This window comes from uncultured Paenalcaligenes sp., assembly GCF_947630565.1.
GTDB classification, from domain to species: domain Bacteria; phylum Pseudomonadota; class Gammaproteobacteria; order Burkholderiales; family Burkholderiaceae_B; genus Paenalcaligenes; species Paenalcaligenes faecalis.
Map to the genome: position 1 here is coordinate 34,194 of NZ_CANRIC010000010.1, position 14,730 is coordinate 48,923.

General features: G+C 43.9%; 16 protein-coding genes. 10 read left to right on the top strand and 6 right to left on the bottom strand.

Features of this window, described 5'->3' with window-relative positions; all coding sequences use genetic code 11:
- Window positions 1-157: 157 nt before the first annotated feature.
- From proC to Q0Z62_RS03740, 6 genes are all read left to right on the top strand, one after another.
- Window positions 158-997 carry a pyrroline-5-carboxylate reductase gene (gene proC, locus Q0Z62_RS03715; protein WP_269902022.1) on the top strand — a complete coding sequence of 280 codons (840 nt, stop codon included), beginning with the start codon at window positions 158-160 and terminating at the stop codon, window positions 995-997.
- Complete coding sequence (locus Q0Z62_RS03720; protein ID WP_269902023.1) at window positions 997-1,557, top strand: VUT family protein; 561 nt, start codon at window positions 997-999, stop codon at window positions 1,555-1,557. Before proC ends, Q0Z62_RS03720 begins: the two co-directional genes overlap by 1 nt.
- 184 nt (window positions 1,558-1,741) lie before the next feature.
- The gene (livH, locus tag Q0Z62_RS03725) at window positions 1,742-2,668 is read left to right on the top strand and encodes a high-affinity branched-chain amino acid ABC transporter permease LivH (protein ID WP_269902024.1); all 927 of its coding nucleotides are present in this window, start codon (window positions 1,742-1,744) and stop codon (window positions 2,666-2,668) included.
- Window positions 2,668-3,894: a high-affinity branched-chain amino acid ABC transporter permease LivM gene (livM, locus tag Q0Z62_RS03730; RefSeq protein WP_298050977.1), complete on the top strand. Its 1,227-nt coding sequence runs from the start codon at window positions 2,668-2,670 to the stop codon at window positions 3,892-3,894. Before livH ends, livM begins: the two co-directional genes overlap by 1 nt.
- A complete protein-coding gene (gene livG, locus Q0Z62_RS03735; RefSeq protein WP_298050980.1) occupies window positions 3,891-4,658 on the top strand; it encodes a high-affinity branched-chain amino acid ABC transporter ATP-binding protein LivG in 768 nt (255 codons plus the stop codon). The genes livM and livG overlap by 4 nt, the downstream gene beginning before the upstream one ends.
- Before the next feature lies 1 nt (window position 4,659).
- Window positions 4,660-5,361 carry an ABC transporter ATP-binding protein gene (locus Q0Z62_RS03740; protein WP_269902027.1) on the top strand — a complete coding sequence of 234 codons (702 nt, stop codon included), beginning with the start codon at window positions 4,660-4,662 and terminating at the stop codon, window positions 5,359-5,361.
- A gap of 80 nt (window positions 5,362-5,441) precedes the next feature.
- Here Q0Z62_RS03740 and Q0Z62_RS03745 read toward each other — a convergent pair whose 3' ends face one another.
- A complete protein-coding gene (locus Q0Z62_RS03745) occupies window positions 5,442-6,050 on the bottom strand; it encodes a glutathione S-transferase N-terminal domain-containing protein (RefSeq protein WP_298050984.1) in 609 nt (202 codons plus the stop codon).
- On the bottom strand, window positions 6,047-7,942 hold the full coding sequence (locus Q0Z62_RS03750) for a S9 family peptidase (protein WP_298050986.1): 1,896 nt from the start codon (window positions 7,940-7,942) through the stop codon (window positions 6,047-6,049). The genes Q0Z62_RS03745 and Q0Z62_RS03750 overlap by 4 nt, the downstream gene beginning before the upstream one ends.
- A gap of 189 nt (window positions 7,943-8,131) precedes the next feature.
- On the opposite strand from Q0Z62_RS03750, the gene Q0Z62_RS03755 reads away from it, so the two are divergent.
- The 3 genes from Q0Z62_RS03755 to fumC are packed head-to-tail and all read left to right on the top strand — an operon-like array spanning window position 8,132 to window position 11,420.
- Window positions 8,132-8,914: an SDR family oxidoreductase gene (locus tag Q0Z62_RS03755; RefSeq protein ID WP_298050988.1), complete on the top strand. Its 783-nt coding sequence runs from the start codon at window positions 8,132-8,134 to the stop codon at window positions 8,912-8,914.
- On the top strand, window positions 8,904-9,965 hold the full coding sequence (locus Q0Z62_RS03760) for a glyceraldehyde 3-phosphate dehydrogenase NAD-binding domain-containing protein (RefSeq protein WP_269902031.1): 1,062 nt from the start codon (window positions 8,904-8,906) through the stop codon (window positions 9,963-9,965). Before Q0Z62_RS03755 ends, Q0Z62_RS03760 begins: the two co-directional genes overlap by 11 nt.
- 51 nt (window positions 9,966-10,016) lie before the next feature.
- On the top strand, window positions 10,017-11,420 hold the full coding sequence (gene fumC, locus Q0Z62_RS03765) for a class II fumarate hydratase (RefSeq protein WP_298050993.1): 1,404 nt from the start codon (window positions 10,017-10,019) through the stop codon (window positions 11,418-11,420).
- Here the strand turns inward: fumC and Q0Z62_RS03770 are convergent, their stop codons facing one another.
- A complete protein-coding gene (locus Q0Z62_RS03770; protein ID WP_269902033.1) occupies window positions 11,421-11,849 on the bottom strand; it encodes a universal stress protein in 429 nt (142 codons plus the stop codon).
- Between the two features lie 130 nt (window positions 11,850-11,979).
- Between Q0Z62_RS03770 and Q0Z62_RS03775 the strand changes: the two genes are divergently transcribed.
- Complete coding sequence (locus Q0Z62_RS03775) at window positions 11,980-12,315, top strand: c-type cytochrome (protein ID WP_298050998.1); 336 nt, start codon at window positions 11,980-11,982, stop codon at window positions 12,313-12,315.
- Window positions 12,316-12,389: 74 nt separating this feature from the next.
- Here Q0Z62_RS03775 and modD read toward each other — a convergent pair whose 3' ends face one another.
- Genes modD through modA form a run of 3 tightly spaced genes read right to left on the bottom strand, consistent with a single transcriptional unit; the run spans window position 12,390 to window position 14,629 of the window.
- Window positions 12,390-13,244 carry a ModD protein gene (modD, locus tag Q0Z62_RS03780; RefSeq protein WP_298051001.1) on the bottom strand — a complete coding sequence of 285 codons (855 nt, stop codon included), beginning with the start codon at window positions 13,242-13,244 and terminating at the stop codon, window positions 12,390-12,392.
- Window positions 13,241-13,897, bottom strand: a complete 657-nt coding sequence (modB, locus tag Q0Z62_RS03785; protein WP_298051004.1) for a molybdate ABC transporter permease subunit — start codon at window positions 13,895-13,897, stop codon at window positions 13,241-13,243. The genes modD and modB overlap by 4 nt, the downstream gene beginning before the upstream one ends.
- A 15-nt stretch (window positions 13,898-13,912) precedes the next feature.
- A complete protein-coding gene (gene modA, locus Q0Z62_RS03790; RefSeq protein ID WP_298051007.1) occupies window positions 13,913-14,629 on the bottom strand; it encodes a molybdate ABC transporter substrate-binding protein in 717 nt (238 codons plus the stop codon).
- Window positions 14,630-14,730 lie beyond the last annotated feature (101 nt).

The following is a 14,730-nucleotide window of genomic DNA, read 5'->3' on the forward strand; positions in this document are numbered from 1 at the left end:
TGTGGTGAGTCATTAACACGTTTAGGGATAAATACGAAAAGTATATGATTTGTTTATGTCACTAGCGTGACTGTACTCAGTAAAACCTAGATTGGTCAATAACAGACAAAACTAAACACAAAGGCCAGGCCTTTTTAAACCGGATTACAATAGCTCTATGATTAATGAACAAAATACACTTACATTGGCGTTTATTGGTGGTGGCAATATGGCATCGGCCTTATCAGCTGGGCTGATTGGAAAGCGTTGCGCTGCTGATGAGGTCTTAGTTATTGACCCTAATGAGTCAGTTCGTCAAAAATGGCACCAGCAAGGAGCACGTGCGGCAGCTCAGATTGATGAGCAATTAGCTCAGCAGCGTATTTGGTTCTTTGCCGTTAAGCCGCAACAAATGAAAGCAGTGGTGCGTCAGTGTCAGCCATTTATTCAACCTAACACCTTGATTATTAGTGTGGCTGCCGGTATTGCTGCCGATGATATTGCGCGTTGGTTAGGCCAAGAGGGGCAGCCGCATCAGCGTGTTATTCGCTGCATGCCTAATACGCCCGCTCTTATTGGATGTGGGGCGACAGGCTTAATGGCACTGGATGCTGTAGATGCGAATGATAAACGCATTGCAGAAATGGTATTTAAAACGGTGGGTGAGTTCGTCTGGGTTAAAGACGATCAGGCCATTGACGCCGTGACGGCATTATCTGGCAGTGGTCCAGCGTATGTCTTTTTGTTTTTAGAGGCGTTGATTCGAGGTGGCATAGAACAAGGTCTCAGTGCAGAGCAGGCTCGCAAGCTTGCTTTAGCAACCGTCAGTGGTGCAACTGAATTAGCGGCGCTTTCCCCGTTACCTTTGGAGCAATTACGCGCCAATGTAACTTCCGAAGGCGGCACAACAGCAGCGGCACTACATGTTTTTAACCAGCAACATTTTACAACTATTATTCAACACGCTATGCAGGCGGCTAAAGATCGAGCGGCCGAATTGGCGAATGAGTTTTCTTAATGTCTATTATGCCTTCTTCACGTTTTGAGCCCATGACACTTGGGCAACAAGTACTCGCCGTTGGTCTCATGATTTTAATTGTGGTGGCCTCGAATGTCATGGTGCAATACCCCATCAATGATTGGTTGACATGGGGGGCAGTGAGCTATCCCATTGCTTTTTTGGTGGCGGATGTATTGAATCGTCGATTTGGACCAAAGTCAGCACGTCAGGTTGCGTATTTTGGTTTTATCGCCGCCTTATTGATTTCGGTTTTTGTTGCTAGCCCACGGATCGCACTAGCCTCTGGCTCTGCTTTTTTAGTGGCTCAACTCTGTGATATTTATATTTTTGATCGCTTGCGTCATCGCTCTTGGTGGCAAGCCCCTTTTGTTGGTGGTATCGCAGGGGCAACACTTGATACTTTTGTTTTCTTTAGTGTGGCTTTTGCAGGCACAGATATGCCATGGCAAACACTATTACTGGGTGATTTGGCCGTGAAACTGAGTTTGAATACTTTTATGTTGGCTCCGTTTCGTGCGTTGATGTGGAATATTGCAAAACCAAGTAATCCCCAATAGGGTATTTGTTTTATATTGCTTATACTTTAGGGGTAGTACGGAGTGACAAACCGTTGGTTTTGGTCACAATATAGAATATCTTAATTCTGGCTGTTGACTCTTTACTCAGGAGACAACAGCCCTTTTTGTAGCTATTACAGGCGGTCGTTATTATCTGCCTACACTAGCCTTTAGGAATTACATTATGTCGGATCTGCTTCCTCAGCTCGTGCAGCAGCTTTTTAATGGCTTATCTCTAGGCGCTATTTATGCCTTGATCGCCATTGGCTACACGATGGTATATGGCATTATTGGGATGATTAACTTTGCGCATGGCGAAATCTATATGATTGGAGCCTACGCTGGTTTAGTCACGTTATCGGCGATAGGCATGAGCTCAGGCTTACCTGTCATTTTAATCGTACTCATTATGCTGCTCGTAGCAGCGGCTATTACTGCAGTATATGGTTATACCGTCGAGAAAATCGCTTATGCTCCTGTCCGGGGCAGTCCTCGGTTAGTACCCCTGATTTCTGCCATTGGTATGTCCATTTTTTTACAAAACTGGGTAGCGCTAGGTCAGGGCGCACGTGATATGGCAGTACCTAACCTTGTCACTGGATCTTTACAGATACCTTTGGGTGATGACTTCACTTTCAATGCTCCTTATGCGCGTATTTTGATTATTGTGACCACAGTTGCGTTAATGGTTGCACTTAGTTTATTTATTAAATATTCACGTATAGGACGCGCTTCTAGAGCTTGTTCTCAAGACCTCGGTATGGCTAATTTATTAGGCATTGATACCAGTCGTATTATCTCCTTCACATTTATTATTGGTGCGATGTTGGCGGCGGTAGGTGGTGTATTAATTGCCCTGGCTATAGGTAAGCTGAATCCTTTCATTGGATTTATTGCTGGAATTAAAGCGTTTACGGCAGCGGTGCTGGGCGGGATCGGAAGTATTCCCGGTGCGATGTTGGGCGGTGTATTACTTGGCCTAGCCGAAACCTTTGCGGCAGCATATATCTCCTCACAATATAAAGATATTGTGGCTTTTGCCTTATTAGTATTGATTTTGCTCTTCCGCCCTACCGGATTATTGGGTAAACCAGAGGTGGAGAAAGTCTAATGGCTAAACAAATTCAACACGCTATTTTTGCTGCGATTATCGCTGGTGTCATTATTGCGCCTATTTTTGGTTTTCAAATTTTACGGGTGGGGATGGAGACCACGCTAAAACCCGATTGGCCCATGATCTTTTGGGGCATGGGTATCGTATTTGTCTTCCAGCTTATTCGTCCTAAAGTCTTAGCGCTGCTTTCTAAAAGACAACAAACGATTAGTTTACCCACCCTTAATAGCAAAACACGTCAAGGCTTAATGTTGCTGCTTGTGGCCGCTGCTTTAGTTTGGCCTTTTTTTGCTGGACGCGCTCAGATTGATATTGCGACCTTAGTCCTAATCTATGTGATGTTAGGCTTGGGGCTAAATATCGTGGTGGGCTTTGCTGGCTTATTAGATTTGGGTTTTGTGGGCTTTTATGCAGTAGGTGCTTATACTTATGCGCTGCTGTACCACTGGGCTGGTTGGGGTTTTTGGGCCTCTTTGCCAGCAGCGGGCGCCATGGCCGCGTTATTTGGTTATATTTTAGGCTTTCCTGTATTGCGTTTACGTGGTGATTACTTAGCAATTGTGACCTTGGGCTTTGGTGAGATCATTCGATTGTTATTAATTAACTTGTATCCAATTACTGGTGGGCCTGATGGGATCTCAGGGATTCCCAAGCCTACGGTCTTTGGTTATGTCATGGGGCGTAGGGCTCCAGAGGGTGAAATCACTTTCCATGAACTCGTAGGCTGGAAATTTAGCAATGTGGATGTGATTATTTATCTCTACTTGCTCGCTTTGGTTTTAGCGCTAGTGACGCTTTTTGTGTCTAATCGCTTGATGCGTATGCCAGTCGGTAGGGCTTGGGAGGCACTGCGCGAAGACGAAATCGCATGTCGATCTTTAGGATTAAATCCCACAGGCATTAAACTCTCTGCTTTTACGATTGGGGCGATGTTTGCCGGTTTTGGGGGCGCTTTTTTTGCAGCACGCCAAGGGCTGGTGAATCCGGAATCATTTACCTTTATAGAATCCGCTTTAATTTTAGCGATTGTGGTTTTAGGGGGGATGGGCTCTCAATTAGGTGTAATTTTAGCGGCTGTTTTATTGACGGTAGTACCTGAAATAGCGCGTCAATTTGCTGAATATCGAATGCTTATCTTTGGTTTAGTCATGGTGGTGATGATGGTGTGGCGTCCCCAAGGCTTGTTACCGGTTAAACGTCCGCATGTGGAGCTAAAGGCATGATTCAACCCATTTTATCGGTAAAAGATCTATGTATGCGTTTTGGTGGGTTACTCGCCGTAGACCATGTGAGCTTTGATGTAAAGCCGCATCAGGTATTTGGCATTATTGGCCCTAATGGTGCAGGGAAAACAACCGTATTTAATTGTATTGGTGGTTTTTACAAACCGTCCGATGGTCAAATCCTTCTAGAGGGTAAAACCATTCAGGGCATGCCTAGCCATAAAGTGGCTCAAAAAGGCTTAGTACGCACCTTTCAAAACGTGCGTTTGTTTAAGCAATTGACTGTCTTAGAAAACTTGTTAGTTGCTCAGCATCAACACATTAATACCAGCCTATTAGCTGGACTATTGAAAACCCCTGGCTATAAACGTTCCGAGGATCTAGCCCAGGCTCAGGCGGCAAAATGGTTGGATTTTATGGATTTGCGGCAGTATGTAAACCGAGAGGCGGGTAATTTGGCCTATGGCCATCAGCGTCGTTTGGAAATTGCTCGCTGCATGATTACTCAGCCGAAATTATTGATGTTGGATGAGCCTGCTGCGGGCTTAAACCCACAAGAAAAGCGTGATTTACAACAGTTGATTGATCAATTGCGTACTGATATGGGGGTTGCGGTTTTATTGATTGAGCACGATATGAGCTTAGTTATGGGGATTTCAGATGAAATTCTCGTCATGGAGTATGGCAAGCCCATTGCTGTGGGCGTACCTAATGACATTCAAAATAATCCACGTGTGATTAAAGCCTACTTAGGAGAAGAATAAGATGCTAGAACTCACTAACGTAAGCACGCACTATGGCGCAATTCAAGCTCTGGAAAAAGTCAGTGTGCGGGTAAATCAAGGCGAGATTGTGACGTTGATTGGCGCCAATGGCGCAGGGAAAACCACGTTGCTGATGACAGTATGTGGCTCACCCAGAGCCACAGCAGGCTCTATACGTTTTGAGGGTAAAGACATCACAAATGAGCCTACGCACATGATTATGCGCAATGGCATCGCATTGTCTCCCGAAGGCCGTCGTGTTTTTCCTGATTTAACCGTATCTGAAAATTTAAAGATGGGCGGGTTTTTCTTAGCCAAATCCGAGATTGAAGCAGGGGAAGATCATGTATATGAGTTATTTCCTCGCCTCAAAGAACGAGCCAATCAACGAGCTGGCACGATGTCAGGGGGCGAACAACAAATGCTTGCTATTGGGCGGGCGCTAATGACTAAGCCGAGGTTATTGTTATTGGATGAGCCGACCTTAGGTTTAGCTCCACTCATTATTGCTCAGATTTTTGAAATTATTCAAACGATCCGAGATGAAGGGGTGACTGTATTTCTAGTAGAGCAAAATGCGAACAAGGCGTTACAAGTTGCAGATCGAGCTTATGTACTGGAAACTGGAAAAGTCGTGATGGAAGATACCGGAACCAATTTGCTCAGTAATGATGCGGTACGTAAGGCCTATTTAGGCGCTTAATAAATACCTGTATTTAAATACAGTTTAATGGTGATCGACGTCAAAGCACTATATTGCTTGACGTCGATTTTCCATTAGGCTTAGAGCAGGCCTTCGGCGCGTAATGCTGCTTGCACGCCAGTATCTTGTTGCATACGTTCAAAGAACTCGTGTAATGCGGTAAACGAAGACATATCTAGTTGTGCACGTTGGGCCCAACGTAACGCAACAAATAAATAGGCATCGGCAATGGAACGAGACCCCGTTAAATAGCTTTTGCCCGTCATTTGCTGATTTAGCATGGCATAAAAATTATGCAGCTTAAATTTTGCATTTTTTTGTAGCTCTTGTTGGCATGCCTCGTTTTGAGCATAGCCAGCCACCCCAAACACCAAACCAATATGACGATGCACGTCCGAATTTAACATACCTAGCCAACGACGCATTTCAGCTCGTTGTTGGATGCTTTCACCCAATAAATTAGCTTCAGGGTGTTTTTCAGCAATATAGTGCAAAATGGCGGTACTTTGCGTCAGAGTAAGGTCTTCATCCACAAAGGCTGGGGCAGAACCCAATGGGTTTAAAGCTAAAAAATCAGCTTGTTTTAGTTCTTCTCGGCTAACGGCTTGCGATGCATAGGGTTTACCAATCCACTCTAAGACGACATGAATCGCCAAAGAGCATGAGCCTTGTAGGTAATAGAGTTTCATTTGTGTGTCTTCCTCTTTGGTTTAGGTTCTAAATGGTGTTCTAAAAACTGTTCCATACGTTCATAGAACTCAAATTTGTTTTCTTCGTTATGAAAACCATGGCCTTCGTTGTCTTTGACCATGTACTCCACCTCTACTTCGCGTGCTTTTAGGGCATTTACCATTTGATCACTTTCCGCTTTATTAACACGTGGATCATGGGCTCCTTGGGCGATAAATAGAGGCGTTTTAATATGTTGAGCATTTAGAGACGGCGAGGTCGCCTCTAGGCGATCCTTATCTTTTTCTGGGTGACCAACCATGGTGTACATTTTTTCAAGCAGTGGGCGCCAGTAAGGGGGAATGGTATCCATAAAGGTTAATAGATTCGACACCCCTACGTAATCAATAGCCGCTGCATAGACATCAGGGGTTTTACAAATAGCCATGAGGGTGGCGTACCCCCCGTAACTACCACCATAAATGGCAAGTTTATTAGGGTCGGCAATACGTTGTTTAAGTAGCCATGCAACACCATCACTGATGTCATCTTGCATGGCTAAACCCCATTGGCCAAAACTGGCTTCCCAAAATGCACGACCATATCCCGTGGAGCCACGGAAATTGATTTGAAGTACGGCATAGCCCCGGTTTGCTAAAAATTGTACTTCTGGATTAAAACCCCAACTGTCTCTGGCCCATGGGCCACCGTGCGGATTGACAACCACAGGCAGATCTTTGGCTTCTACTCCGACGGGTAAAGTCAGATAGCCATGAATTTCAAGACCATCACGTGCTTTAAACCGAATGGGTCGCATTGTTGCCATATGGGCTGGATTGAGGGCCGAGTTGATTTCGCCTAAATGATGGAGTTGCTGAGTGTCATCATGATAAATAAAGCGATGGCCTTGAGTGCGATCACTATAAGCAGCAACGACAAAGGTTTTTTCATCCCGGGTCGCGCTTTGTAGGCTAACTTCGTATCCAGGTAGTAAATCTTTTAGACGCTGATGGCGAATGGCGCTAATTTCATCAAAAAAGTGAAAATGTAACTTATCGGCTTCGAAAAAAGCGGCAGTTAGTACATGGCGTAGTCGAGAGTAGCCGGCTCCAAGTAGATCGTATTTCCCATTTTCAAAGATAAGTTGTTCCTCATCAGGGGTATTAGGGTCAATAAGAACTAAAGCGGCAGTATCACGCCCACGGTTACTCAACGCGTAGAATTTTTGATTATCTTTATCAAAAAACTGTGGATTTACATCTGTGCGGAAATCGGTTTGAATAATAGGTGCAAAAGGGCTGCTTTCCTCTGGGCGATAGAGAAGGGCGGTATGGAGCCCATCGCTGGCAATAGCAAGGCGTACATGGCCGTTGTGATCGGTTTGCCAGCCAATAATATTACCTGGGTTTTCAGCAACTAACGTTTGTTCACCTGTATGAATATTGACGCGATATACATCAAAGGCTTCGGGGTTACGGTCATTATGAGCAATTAGCAAATGATTAGGGTCATCTTCTAAGTCGTCTTGTATGCCCGCTCTTGCCCCATCAAAAGGGGTTAAGTCCTTTACTTCGGCTGTTTTTGCATTGACGGCTAAGACATGATAGTTTTCATCACCATTAAAATCTTTAGCATACACAATGCTATTTGGCCCTTTCCAGAAAAAACCATCTACATCCCTTTCGGTTTCTTGAGTTAGTTGGATGGCTTTACCGGCGGGCTGTCCATTTTTTAATGGCTGGACAAAGACGTTCATACGCGTATTGCCATCTACATTGACTGGCTGTAAAAACCCAAGCATTGAGCCGTCGTCAGACAAGGCATAACCACTACGCTGAGGATTTTGAAAGAAATCGCGTAATGCATAGCGCGGGGCTGGGGCATTTTGTTGTTCAGCCAAACTAAAATTCATACCTGTATCCTAAATACGTTACGATAGATAAAACGGGTGCAGTAAAGTTTAACCCTAACATAGACCGTTTGTGAGTAAAACCCATGATATAGGGCCGATCCATTAATAATTATGCCTTATGATCGGGGTGGTTGGTTTTTCAATTCGTTATGCCCGTTTGATGGGGTGGGGTACTGGGGTATTTTCTAAATGGTAACGTCTTCTTATTTACCTAATTTTCGATTAGATGGGCAGCTGGCCTTGGTGACTGGCTCAGCTCAAGGCCTGGGCAATGCTATTGCTTGGGCTTGTGCAGCAAGTGGGGCGAAAGTAATTTTAAATGGCCGGAACAAAGCACGATTATTAGCCCAACAGCAGGCAATACTGCAAGCAGGGTTTAGCGCAGAGATATTTGTACAAGATATTAGTGATACAACATCATATACGCATAATCATAATATATTATGTAAAGAATATGGGGTTCCTAGTATCCATATAAACTGCGTTGGACAGCGTTTACGTAAAGGGTTTAAGGACTGTACCCCAACAGAAATTACTGAGCATATACAAACCAACTTAACTGCAACTATTCAAATTTCCCGCTTAGCAGCCTTACAAATGCAACAAGCAGGAATTAAAGGGCGTATTATTAGTTTGTCCTCTATTGCTGGGCGTATTGCTCGTCTGGGTGACAGTATTTATCCTATAGCAAAGCAAGGGATAGAGGCCATGGTACGATCTTTAGCTGTAGAGTTTGGGGCCAGTGGCATTCTCAGTAATGGTATTGCTCCGGGCACATTTGCGACGGAGTCAAATGTATTGTTAGCTAAAGATCCGATCAGAGGGCCAATGGTATTAGGACGAAACCCACTGCAACGTTGGGCTCAACCACATGAAATAGCTGGCGCCGCCGTTTTTTTAGCTTCACCAGCCGCTTCCTATATAAATGGGCATGTTATGGTGGTTGATGGCGGATTTTCTATTGCTTTTTAATTCTTTTATTGATGTTATGCACCCTGTACGTATTGCTATAAACGGTTATGGTCGAATTGGACGCTGTGTACTACGCGCCATTTATGAGCGTGGGCTAGAGCAACAGCTTGAGATTGTCGCGATCAATGAACCCTCTGACTTAGAAACTATGTCATATCTCACTCAGTTTGACTCTACGCATGGGGTGTTTCCGGGTAAAGTCGGTCGCACAGACAATAGTTTATTGATTAATGGTAAACAAATCAGCGTCTTTCATGAAAAGGCCCCCAGTGCAATAGATTGGGAAGCCTTAGACATTGATATATTGCTTGAGTGCTCTGGTGTTTACAACACACGAACCGAACTGCAGCAGTTTATTGATGCAGGTTGCCCCCGTGTATTGGTGTCACAGCCAGCAGACAGTTCTAGCGAGGTCGATTGCACAGTCGTTCTAAGCATCAATGATGATGAGCTAAATAATAAACAAAAAATAGTGTCAAATGCCTCATGTACAACGAATGCTATTGTCCCCGTTTTAGCAGAGTTAGATAGTGCTTATGGGGTGGATTATGCATTTTTAACTACACTTCATTCCGTCATGAATGATCAGCCCATGATTGATGGTTATCACCATAGTGATTTACGGCGTACTCGATCTGCTATGCAATCAATGGTTCCTGTAGCCACGGGGCTAGCTCGTGGTGTGGAGCGCTTGTTGCCACAGCTCCAAGACAAAGTTCAAGCAAAAGCGATTCGTGTACCGATTTTGAATGTGTCTGCTATTGATATGATGGTGCGTTTACGTCGCCCCACCTCTAAAGACGAAGTCAATAATTTATTTATTCAAGCAGCACAGCGCCATCCTAATACATTAGCCTACTCTGATCGCGCTCATGCTTCTATTGATTTTAATCACGATGCTCACTCTGCCATTCTGGATGGTAGTCAAACCTGTACGAACCAAGACGGACTGGTAAATCTATTTATCTGGTTTGATAATGAATGGGGCTTTGCAAATAGAATGGTGGATATTAGCCAACTGTGGGCAAAGCGCTTTTCAGACTCACTTTAAAACGATATAGCAGTTTGTCTTGCATGTTCATCTCTTATTTAAGGAAAACTCATGCAAAACATACGTATAGAATCTGATTCAATGGGTACGATCGAAGTGCCTGCCAATCACTATTGGGGAGCTCAAACACAGCGCTCTATACAAAACTTCCCTATAGGGGTGGATCGCTTTAAGTTAACTCCAGTGTTAATTGAGTCCTTAGGGATACTAAAACAGGCAGCAGCCAAGGCAAATCGTGATTTAGCACAAATTCCGAAGGATGTGGCTGAGTTAATTATTCTGGCCGCCGATGAGGTCATTTTAGGGAAACTGAATGACGAGTTTCCTTTAGTTGTGTTTCAAACGGGGTCAGGCACACAAAGTAACATGAACAGCAATGAGGTCATTTCCAATCGAGCCATTGAAATGGCAGGGGGGGAAATGGGATCTAAAGTACCTGTGCATCCGAATGATCATGTGAATAGAGGGCAGTCATCGAATGATACTTTTCCAACAGCAATGCATATTGCAGTTGCGTTAGCGGCTCATCGACAATTATTTCCTAAAGTGCGGGCCTTACGGGATGTGCTTGCCAAACTAGCCGAGCAATACGCAGATATCGTAAAAACAGGACGTACCCATTTACAAGACGCAACGCCCATTACCTTAGGGCAAGAAATTGGCAGTTGGGTTGCTCAAATTGATTTTTCTTTATCAAATGTAGAGCTTCAATTGCAAGGTATTTATGATTTGGCAATTGGTGGGACGGCAGTTGGCACAGGGCTAAATGCACACCCCCAATTTGGGGATAAAACGGCGGCATATATTGCAGAGCAAACCGGCATGCCGTTTAAAAGCGCAGAAAATAAGTTTTTTGCCTTGTCTGCCCATGATGCATTAGTCAATTTTTCTGCTGCATTGCGAACATTAGCTGGCGCGTTATTTAAAATGGCCAATGACGTAAGATGGCTAGCAAGTGGGCCTCGTTGCGGTATTGGTGAAATTCGTATTCCTGAAAATGAGCCTGGATCTTCTATTATGCCAGGCAAGGTAAATCCGACTCAGGCAGAGGCCATGACAATGGTATGTGTGCAGGTTTTTGGTAACGACGCAGCCGTTGCTTTTGCAGGCAGCCAAGGTAATTTCCAATTAAACGTGTATAAACCTGTGATGGTGCACAATGTACTGGAAAGTATTCAGCTATTAGGCGATGCCTGCGCCGCATTTAATGAGCATTGTGCGGTAGGAATTACCCCTGATCGTGAAAAAATCACCTATTTTTTAGATCAGAACTTAATGTTAGTAACGGCATTAAATCGGCATATAGGCTATGACAAAGCGGCAGCAATTGCCAAGCTAGCGCATAAAAATCAGCTCAATTTAAAAGAGGCTGCTATAGAGTTAGGCTATGTCACAGCAGAGCAGTATGATGAATGGATCAACCCTCTGGCTATGACACAGGCTACCGCTCAGTAGTTATTTAATTAGGGTCACCGGCACTTCTACACTGCTTAGTATTTTGGTGGCGGCTGATCCTAATAACAGTCCAGGTACAGCACCTAGTCCTCTGGTTCCCATCACGATATGGTCACAGTTTTTTTGTGTCACGTAGTTTTTGACTACCTCTGCAATTTGGCCTACCTCTATATGCATCTCGTAGTTGCTATTACTGTCATTTAAGACTTCTTTTGCTTTATTTAGGGCTATCTGACCCTCGTCCTGATAGTAAGATTGCAATACATCCGCAGAAAAAAAGCGTGCGGCATTATTTGAAATGACAGGGGCTTGTACGTTTAATACATGCAAGGTGTATGTAATATTTTGTTGTTGAGTCATTTCAAGCGCGGTTTTTAATGCGCGTAGAGATGCATCGGAGCCATCTATAGGTACTAAGATGTTTTTCATAATCAACCTTTGAATAGTCATGTGAAATCAGGTGGGTATTTTAACTTTTTGTAGCATGCGATAAATGGCATTAAGTGCGATAATAGTACCCTATGCTGTTATAACAGCATTTGCAATTTAGGAGTTTTATATGAAAATCAAATATTTAGCAGCATGCTTGCCATTCGTTTTCGCTGCTGGTGCGGCTCAAGCTGATGCACCATCCTTCGAACAAGTAAGCGAAATTTTGCAAAAAAATGCCTGTTTGGCCTGTCACCAAGTCGAAACTAAGGTTGTTGGCCCTGCCTACAGAGAGGTTGCTGAAAAATATAAAGGTGATCCAGCAAATGCTGAGTTACTTGCAAAGCACATCAAAGAAGGTAGCCAAGGTGTATGGGGTGCCGTCCCTATGCCGCCAAACGTGGCTGTGACCGATGATGATTTAAATTTAGTCGTGGATTGGTTGATGGCCGGTGCACCTAACTAATTTTACATCATAATTAGTTAAAGCACTATATGATTTTTATCATATAGTGCTTTTTTTTTATGTTTAATGATTGTTTATTTTGGTTGAATGCGCACGCCAATATCAGCTGGAGCAGCGTAGTGCAAAGAGCTAGTAACCAAGCCATCTACGCCAGTTTGGGCATATTGCCCTACATTATTTACATTAATGTCGCCTGCTGCTAAAAACACACCGCTAGGCCAGTCTGCACGTAATACAGAAACCCATTGTTGTAGCTGGTTTGGATCGACTTTATCAAATTGGATTACATCAGCACCAGCTTCTATGGCTTGGTAAGCTTGTTCTACGCTTTTGGCCTCAATGACAATCTTTTTTTCGGCAAAGCCTGGTTTTTTCTTGATTAACATCTGTTTTAATTGATCCCAGCCACCGAGCAAAGCAATATGCTGTGGGAAAATTAAGATGGTTTCACTTAAACCTAAACGATGAGGTAGGGCGCCTGCACTTAGTGTCGCTTTTAAGGCAATACCACGTAATCCTGGAGCATGCTTACGGGTCGTTAATAGCGCAATGTGTGGATTGTGTTTGGCTATTTCAGCTCTCATTTTGCTGCTAGTACGAGCTACGCCGCAGGCATATTCCAACAGGTTTTGTCCTACTTTCCATGCCCGTAATACCGCATGTGCGGGGCCTTCTGCGCAAAGCAAAACATCGCCTGCTGTGACGGTTGAGCCAGAGGCAATAAGTGATTGGGTAGTAGCTCCACAATGGGTAAGAATGCGTTGTACCTCTTCGGTACAGGCAGCAATACCATCATGGCGAATCACAAATTCAATAGTGGCAGATTGTTGGCCTACCTCTAGCATATGACTGGTTAAATCCAGCAAAGGGGCATCTTCACTAATCCAACGATCAATCGTAGCATGATCAAAAAAAACAGAGTTCATCATAAAGAACCAAAACGACGTAACACATAAAAGGAAAGACCAGCAAAGGCAGCTAAAAGTAAGGACAATTCATTTGCACATGAAAACTGCCCATCCATCACCTGATTATAAATGGCTAAAGAAAGCGTTTCTGTACGCCCTGAAATATTTCCCCCCAGCATTAGTGAAATACCGACTTCACCTAAGGCGCGTCCCCCCGATAAGATCAACCCAGCCGCTAAGCCTTTACGGATTAGCGGCAAGTCTACCCGCCAAAAAATGCTCCATTTAGTATGTCCTAAGGTAGACGCAGCCTCGTGTAAACGCATAGGAACATTCGCAAAGGCCGTTTGAACAGGTTTGACCATTAATGGTAGGCCAGCAACAAAGGCGGCAAGAATTAAGCCTTGAGTGCTAAACACAACCTGAGGCTTAATCCAATCTGGCAATAGGGTGGTAATCCAACCATTACGACCTAAAGCCATCAAAAGCACATAGCCGATAACGATAGGGGGAAAGATCAATGGCATGGTTACTATGCCATCTAAAAAGCCTTTGCCCCAGAATTGTTTACGGACTAATAGCCAAGCGATGGCAGTTCCAATTAAACATTGCCAAAGTAAAGACCACAACAACACTTCTATACTTAGCTGTATAGAACGGTAGCCGCATTCCATTTTTAACTCGGCTGTCTATAAACCGTGTTGTTTTAAAATATCACGGGCTATGTCCGTTTTCATGAATTCCAGTAGGGCTTTAGCCTCTGTTGTGTCGCTACGTCCAGTTAATGGAACCGCGCTAAGCTCGATAGGGCGATAACATGCTTGAGGCATTTCTACCGGGGTAGCAAAAGCATCTGCATGCGCCATGGCCTCGCTAAGATTTACAAAACCAGCGTCCACCTCTCCAGTGGTCACATACGTGCTGACCTGTGGCAGAGTAGTAACTTCGATGAGTTTTGCATCAAGTTGGTCGGTCAACTGATAATGAGTAAAGCATTCAATTGCGGCTTTACCGTAAATAGCATTTTTTCTATCGGCGATCGCAATTTTTTGTATTTTCTCATCAGATAGACCCTGAATATCAGTGATAGGGGCTGTTTTAGGACTAACTAAAACGAGCTTACCTTGACCAATAAGTTGATGGTCTTCGGCCAAACCCATCGGCTTAATAAAGAACCAATCACCAACTAATAGTTGAATATCTGGGTTTTGTTTAGCTTGAGCTTCGATCTGCTTCATATTGCCAAAAGCACTTTCAACGTTGATACCTGTTTTTTCAGTGAAGGCGCCGTAGACTTCATTAAGTGGTTTTCTGTAGCCTGCAGCAGTAGCAACTGTGATATCAGCAGCAAAAGCGGGCGATAAAAATAAAGTAGCGAATAGGCTTAAAGCGGTACGTTTGAACATAGTAGAGACGTCGTCTTAATAATAGAGGTGATAACTGGATACTGGGTATATAGGTATATTTATATCGAGTTAAGCTTACCACTTTATCTTATGCTTATGTT

Bases quoted from the DNA above. Each gene is read 5' to 3' on its own strand.
- Q0Z62_RS03775 (WP_298050998.1), top strand. From the start codon at position 11,980: ATGAAAATCAAATATTTAGCAGCATGCTTGCCATTCGTTTTCGCTGCT.
- Q0Z62_RS03750 (WP_298050986.1), bottom strand. From the start codon at position 7,942: ATGAATTTTAGTTTGGCTGAACAACAAAATGCCCCAGCCCCGCGCTAT.
- Q0Z62_RS03740 (WP_269902027.1), top strand. From the start codon at position 4,660: ATGCTAGAACTCACTAACGTAAGCACGCACTATGGCGCAATTCAAGCT.
- livG (WP_298050980.1), top strand. From the start codon at position 3,891: ATGATTCAACCCATTTTATCGGTAAAAGATCTATGTATGCGTTTTGGT.
- Q0Z62_RS03745 (WP_298050984.1), bottom strand. From the start codon at position 6,050: ATGAAACTCTATTACCTACAAGGCTCATGCTCTTTGGCGATTCATGTC.
- modA (WP_298051007.1), bottom strand. From the start codon at position 14,629: ATGTTCAAACGTACCGCTTTAAGCCTATTCGCTACTTTATTTTTATCG.
- proC (WP_269902022.1), top strand. From the start codon at position 158: ATGATTAATGAACAAAATACACTTACATTGGCGTTTATTGGTGGTGGC.
- livM (WP_298050977.1), top strand. From the start codon at position 2,668: ATGGCTAAACAAATTCAACACGCTATTTTTGCTGCGATTATCGCTGGT.
- Q0Z62_RS03720 (WP_269902023.1), top strand. From the start codon at position 997: ATGTCTATTATGCCTTCTTCACGTTTTGAGCCCATGACACTTGGGCAA.
- livH (WP_269902024.1), top strand. From the start codon at position 1,742: ATGTCGGATCTGCTTCCTCAGCTCGTGCAGCAGCTTTTTAATGGCTTA.
- Q0Z62_RS03755 (WP_298050988.1), top strand. From the start codon at position 8,132: ATGGTAACGTCTTCTTATTTACCTAATTTTCGATTAGATGGGCAGCTG.
- modB (WP_298051004.1), bottom strand. From the start codon at position 13,897: ATGGAATGCGGCTACCGTTCTATACAGCTAAGTATAGAAGTGTTGTTG.
- modD (WP_298051001.1), bottom strand. From the start codon at position 13,244: ATGATGAACTCTGTTTTTTTTGATCATGCTACGATTGATCGTTGGATT.
- fumC (WP_298050993.1), top strand. From the start codon at position 10,017: ATGCAAAACATACGTATAGAATCTGATTCAATGGGTACGATCGAAGTG.
- Q0Z62_RS03770 (WP_269902033.1), bottom strand. From the start codon at position 11,849: ATGAAAAACATCTTAGTACCTATAGATGGCTCCGATGCATCTCTACGC.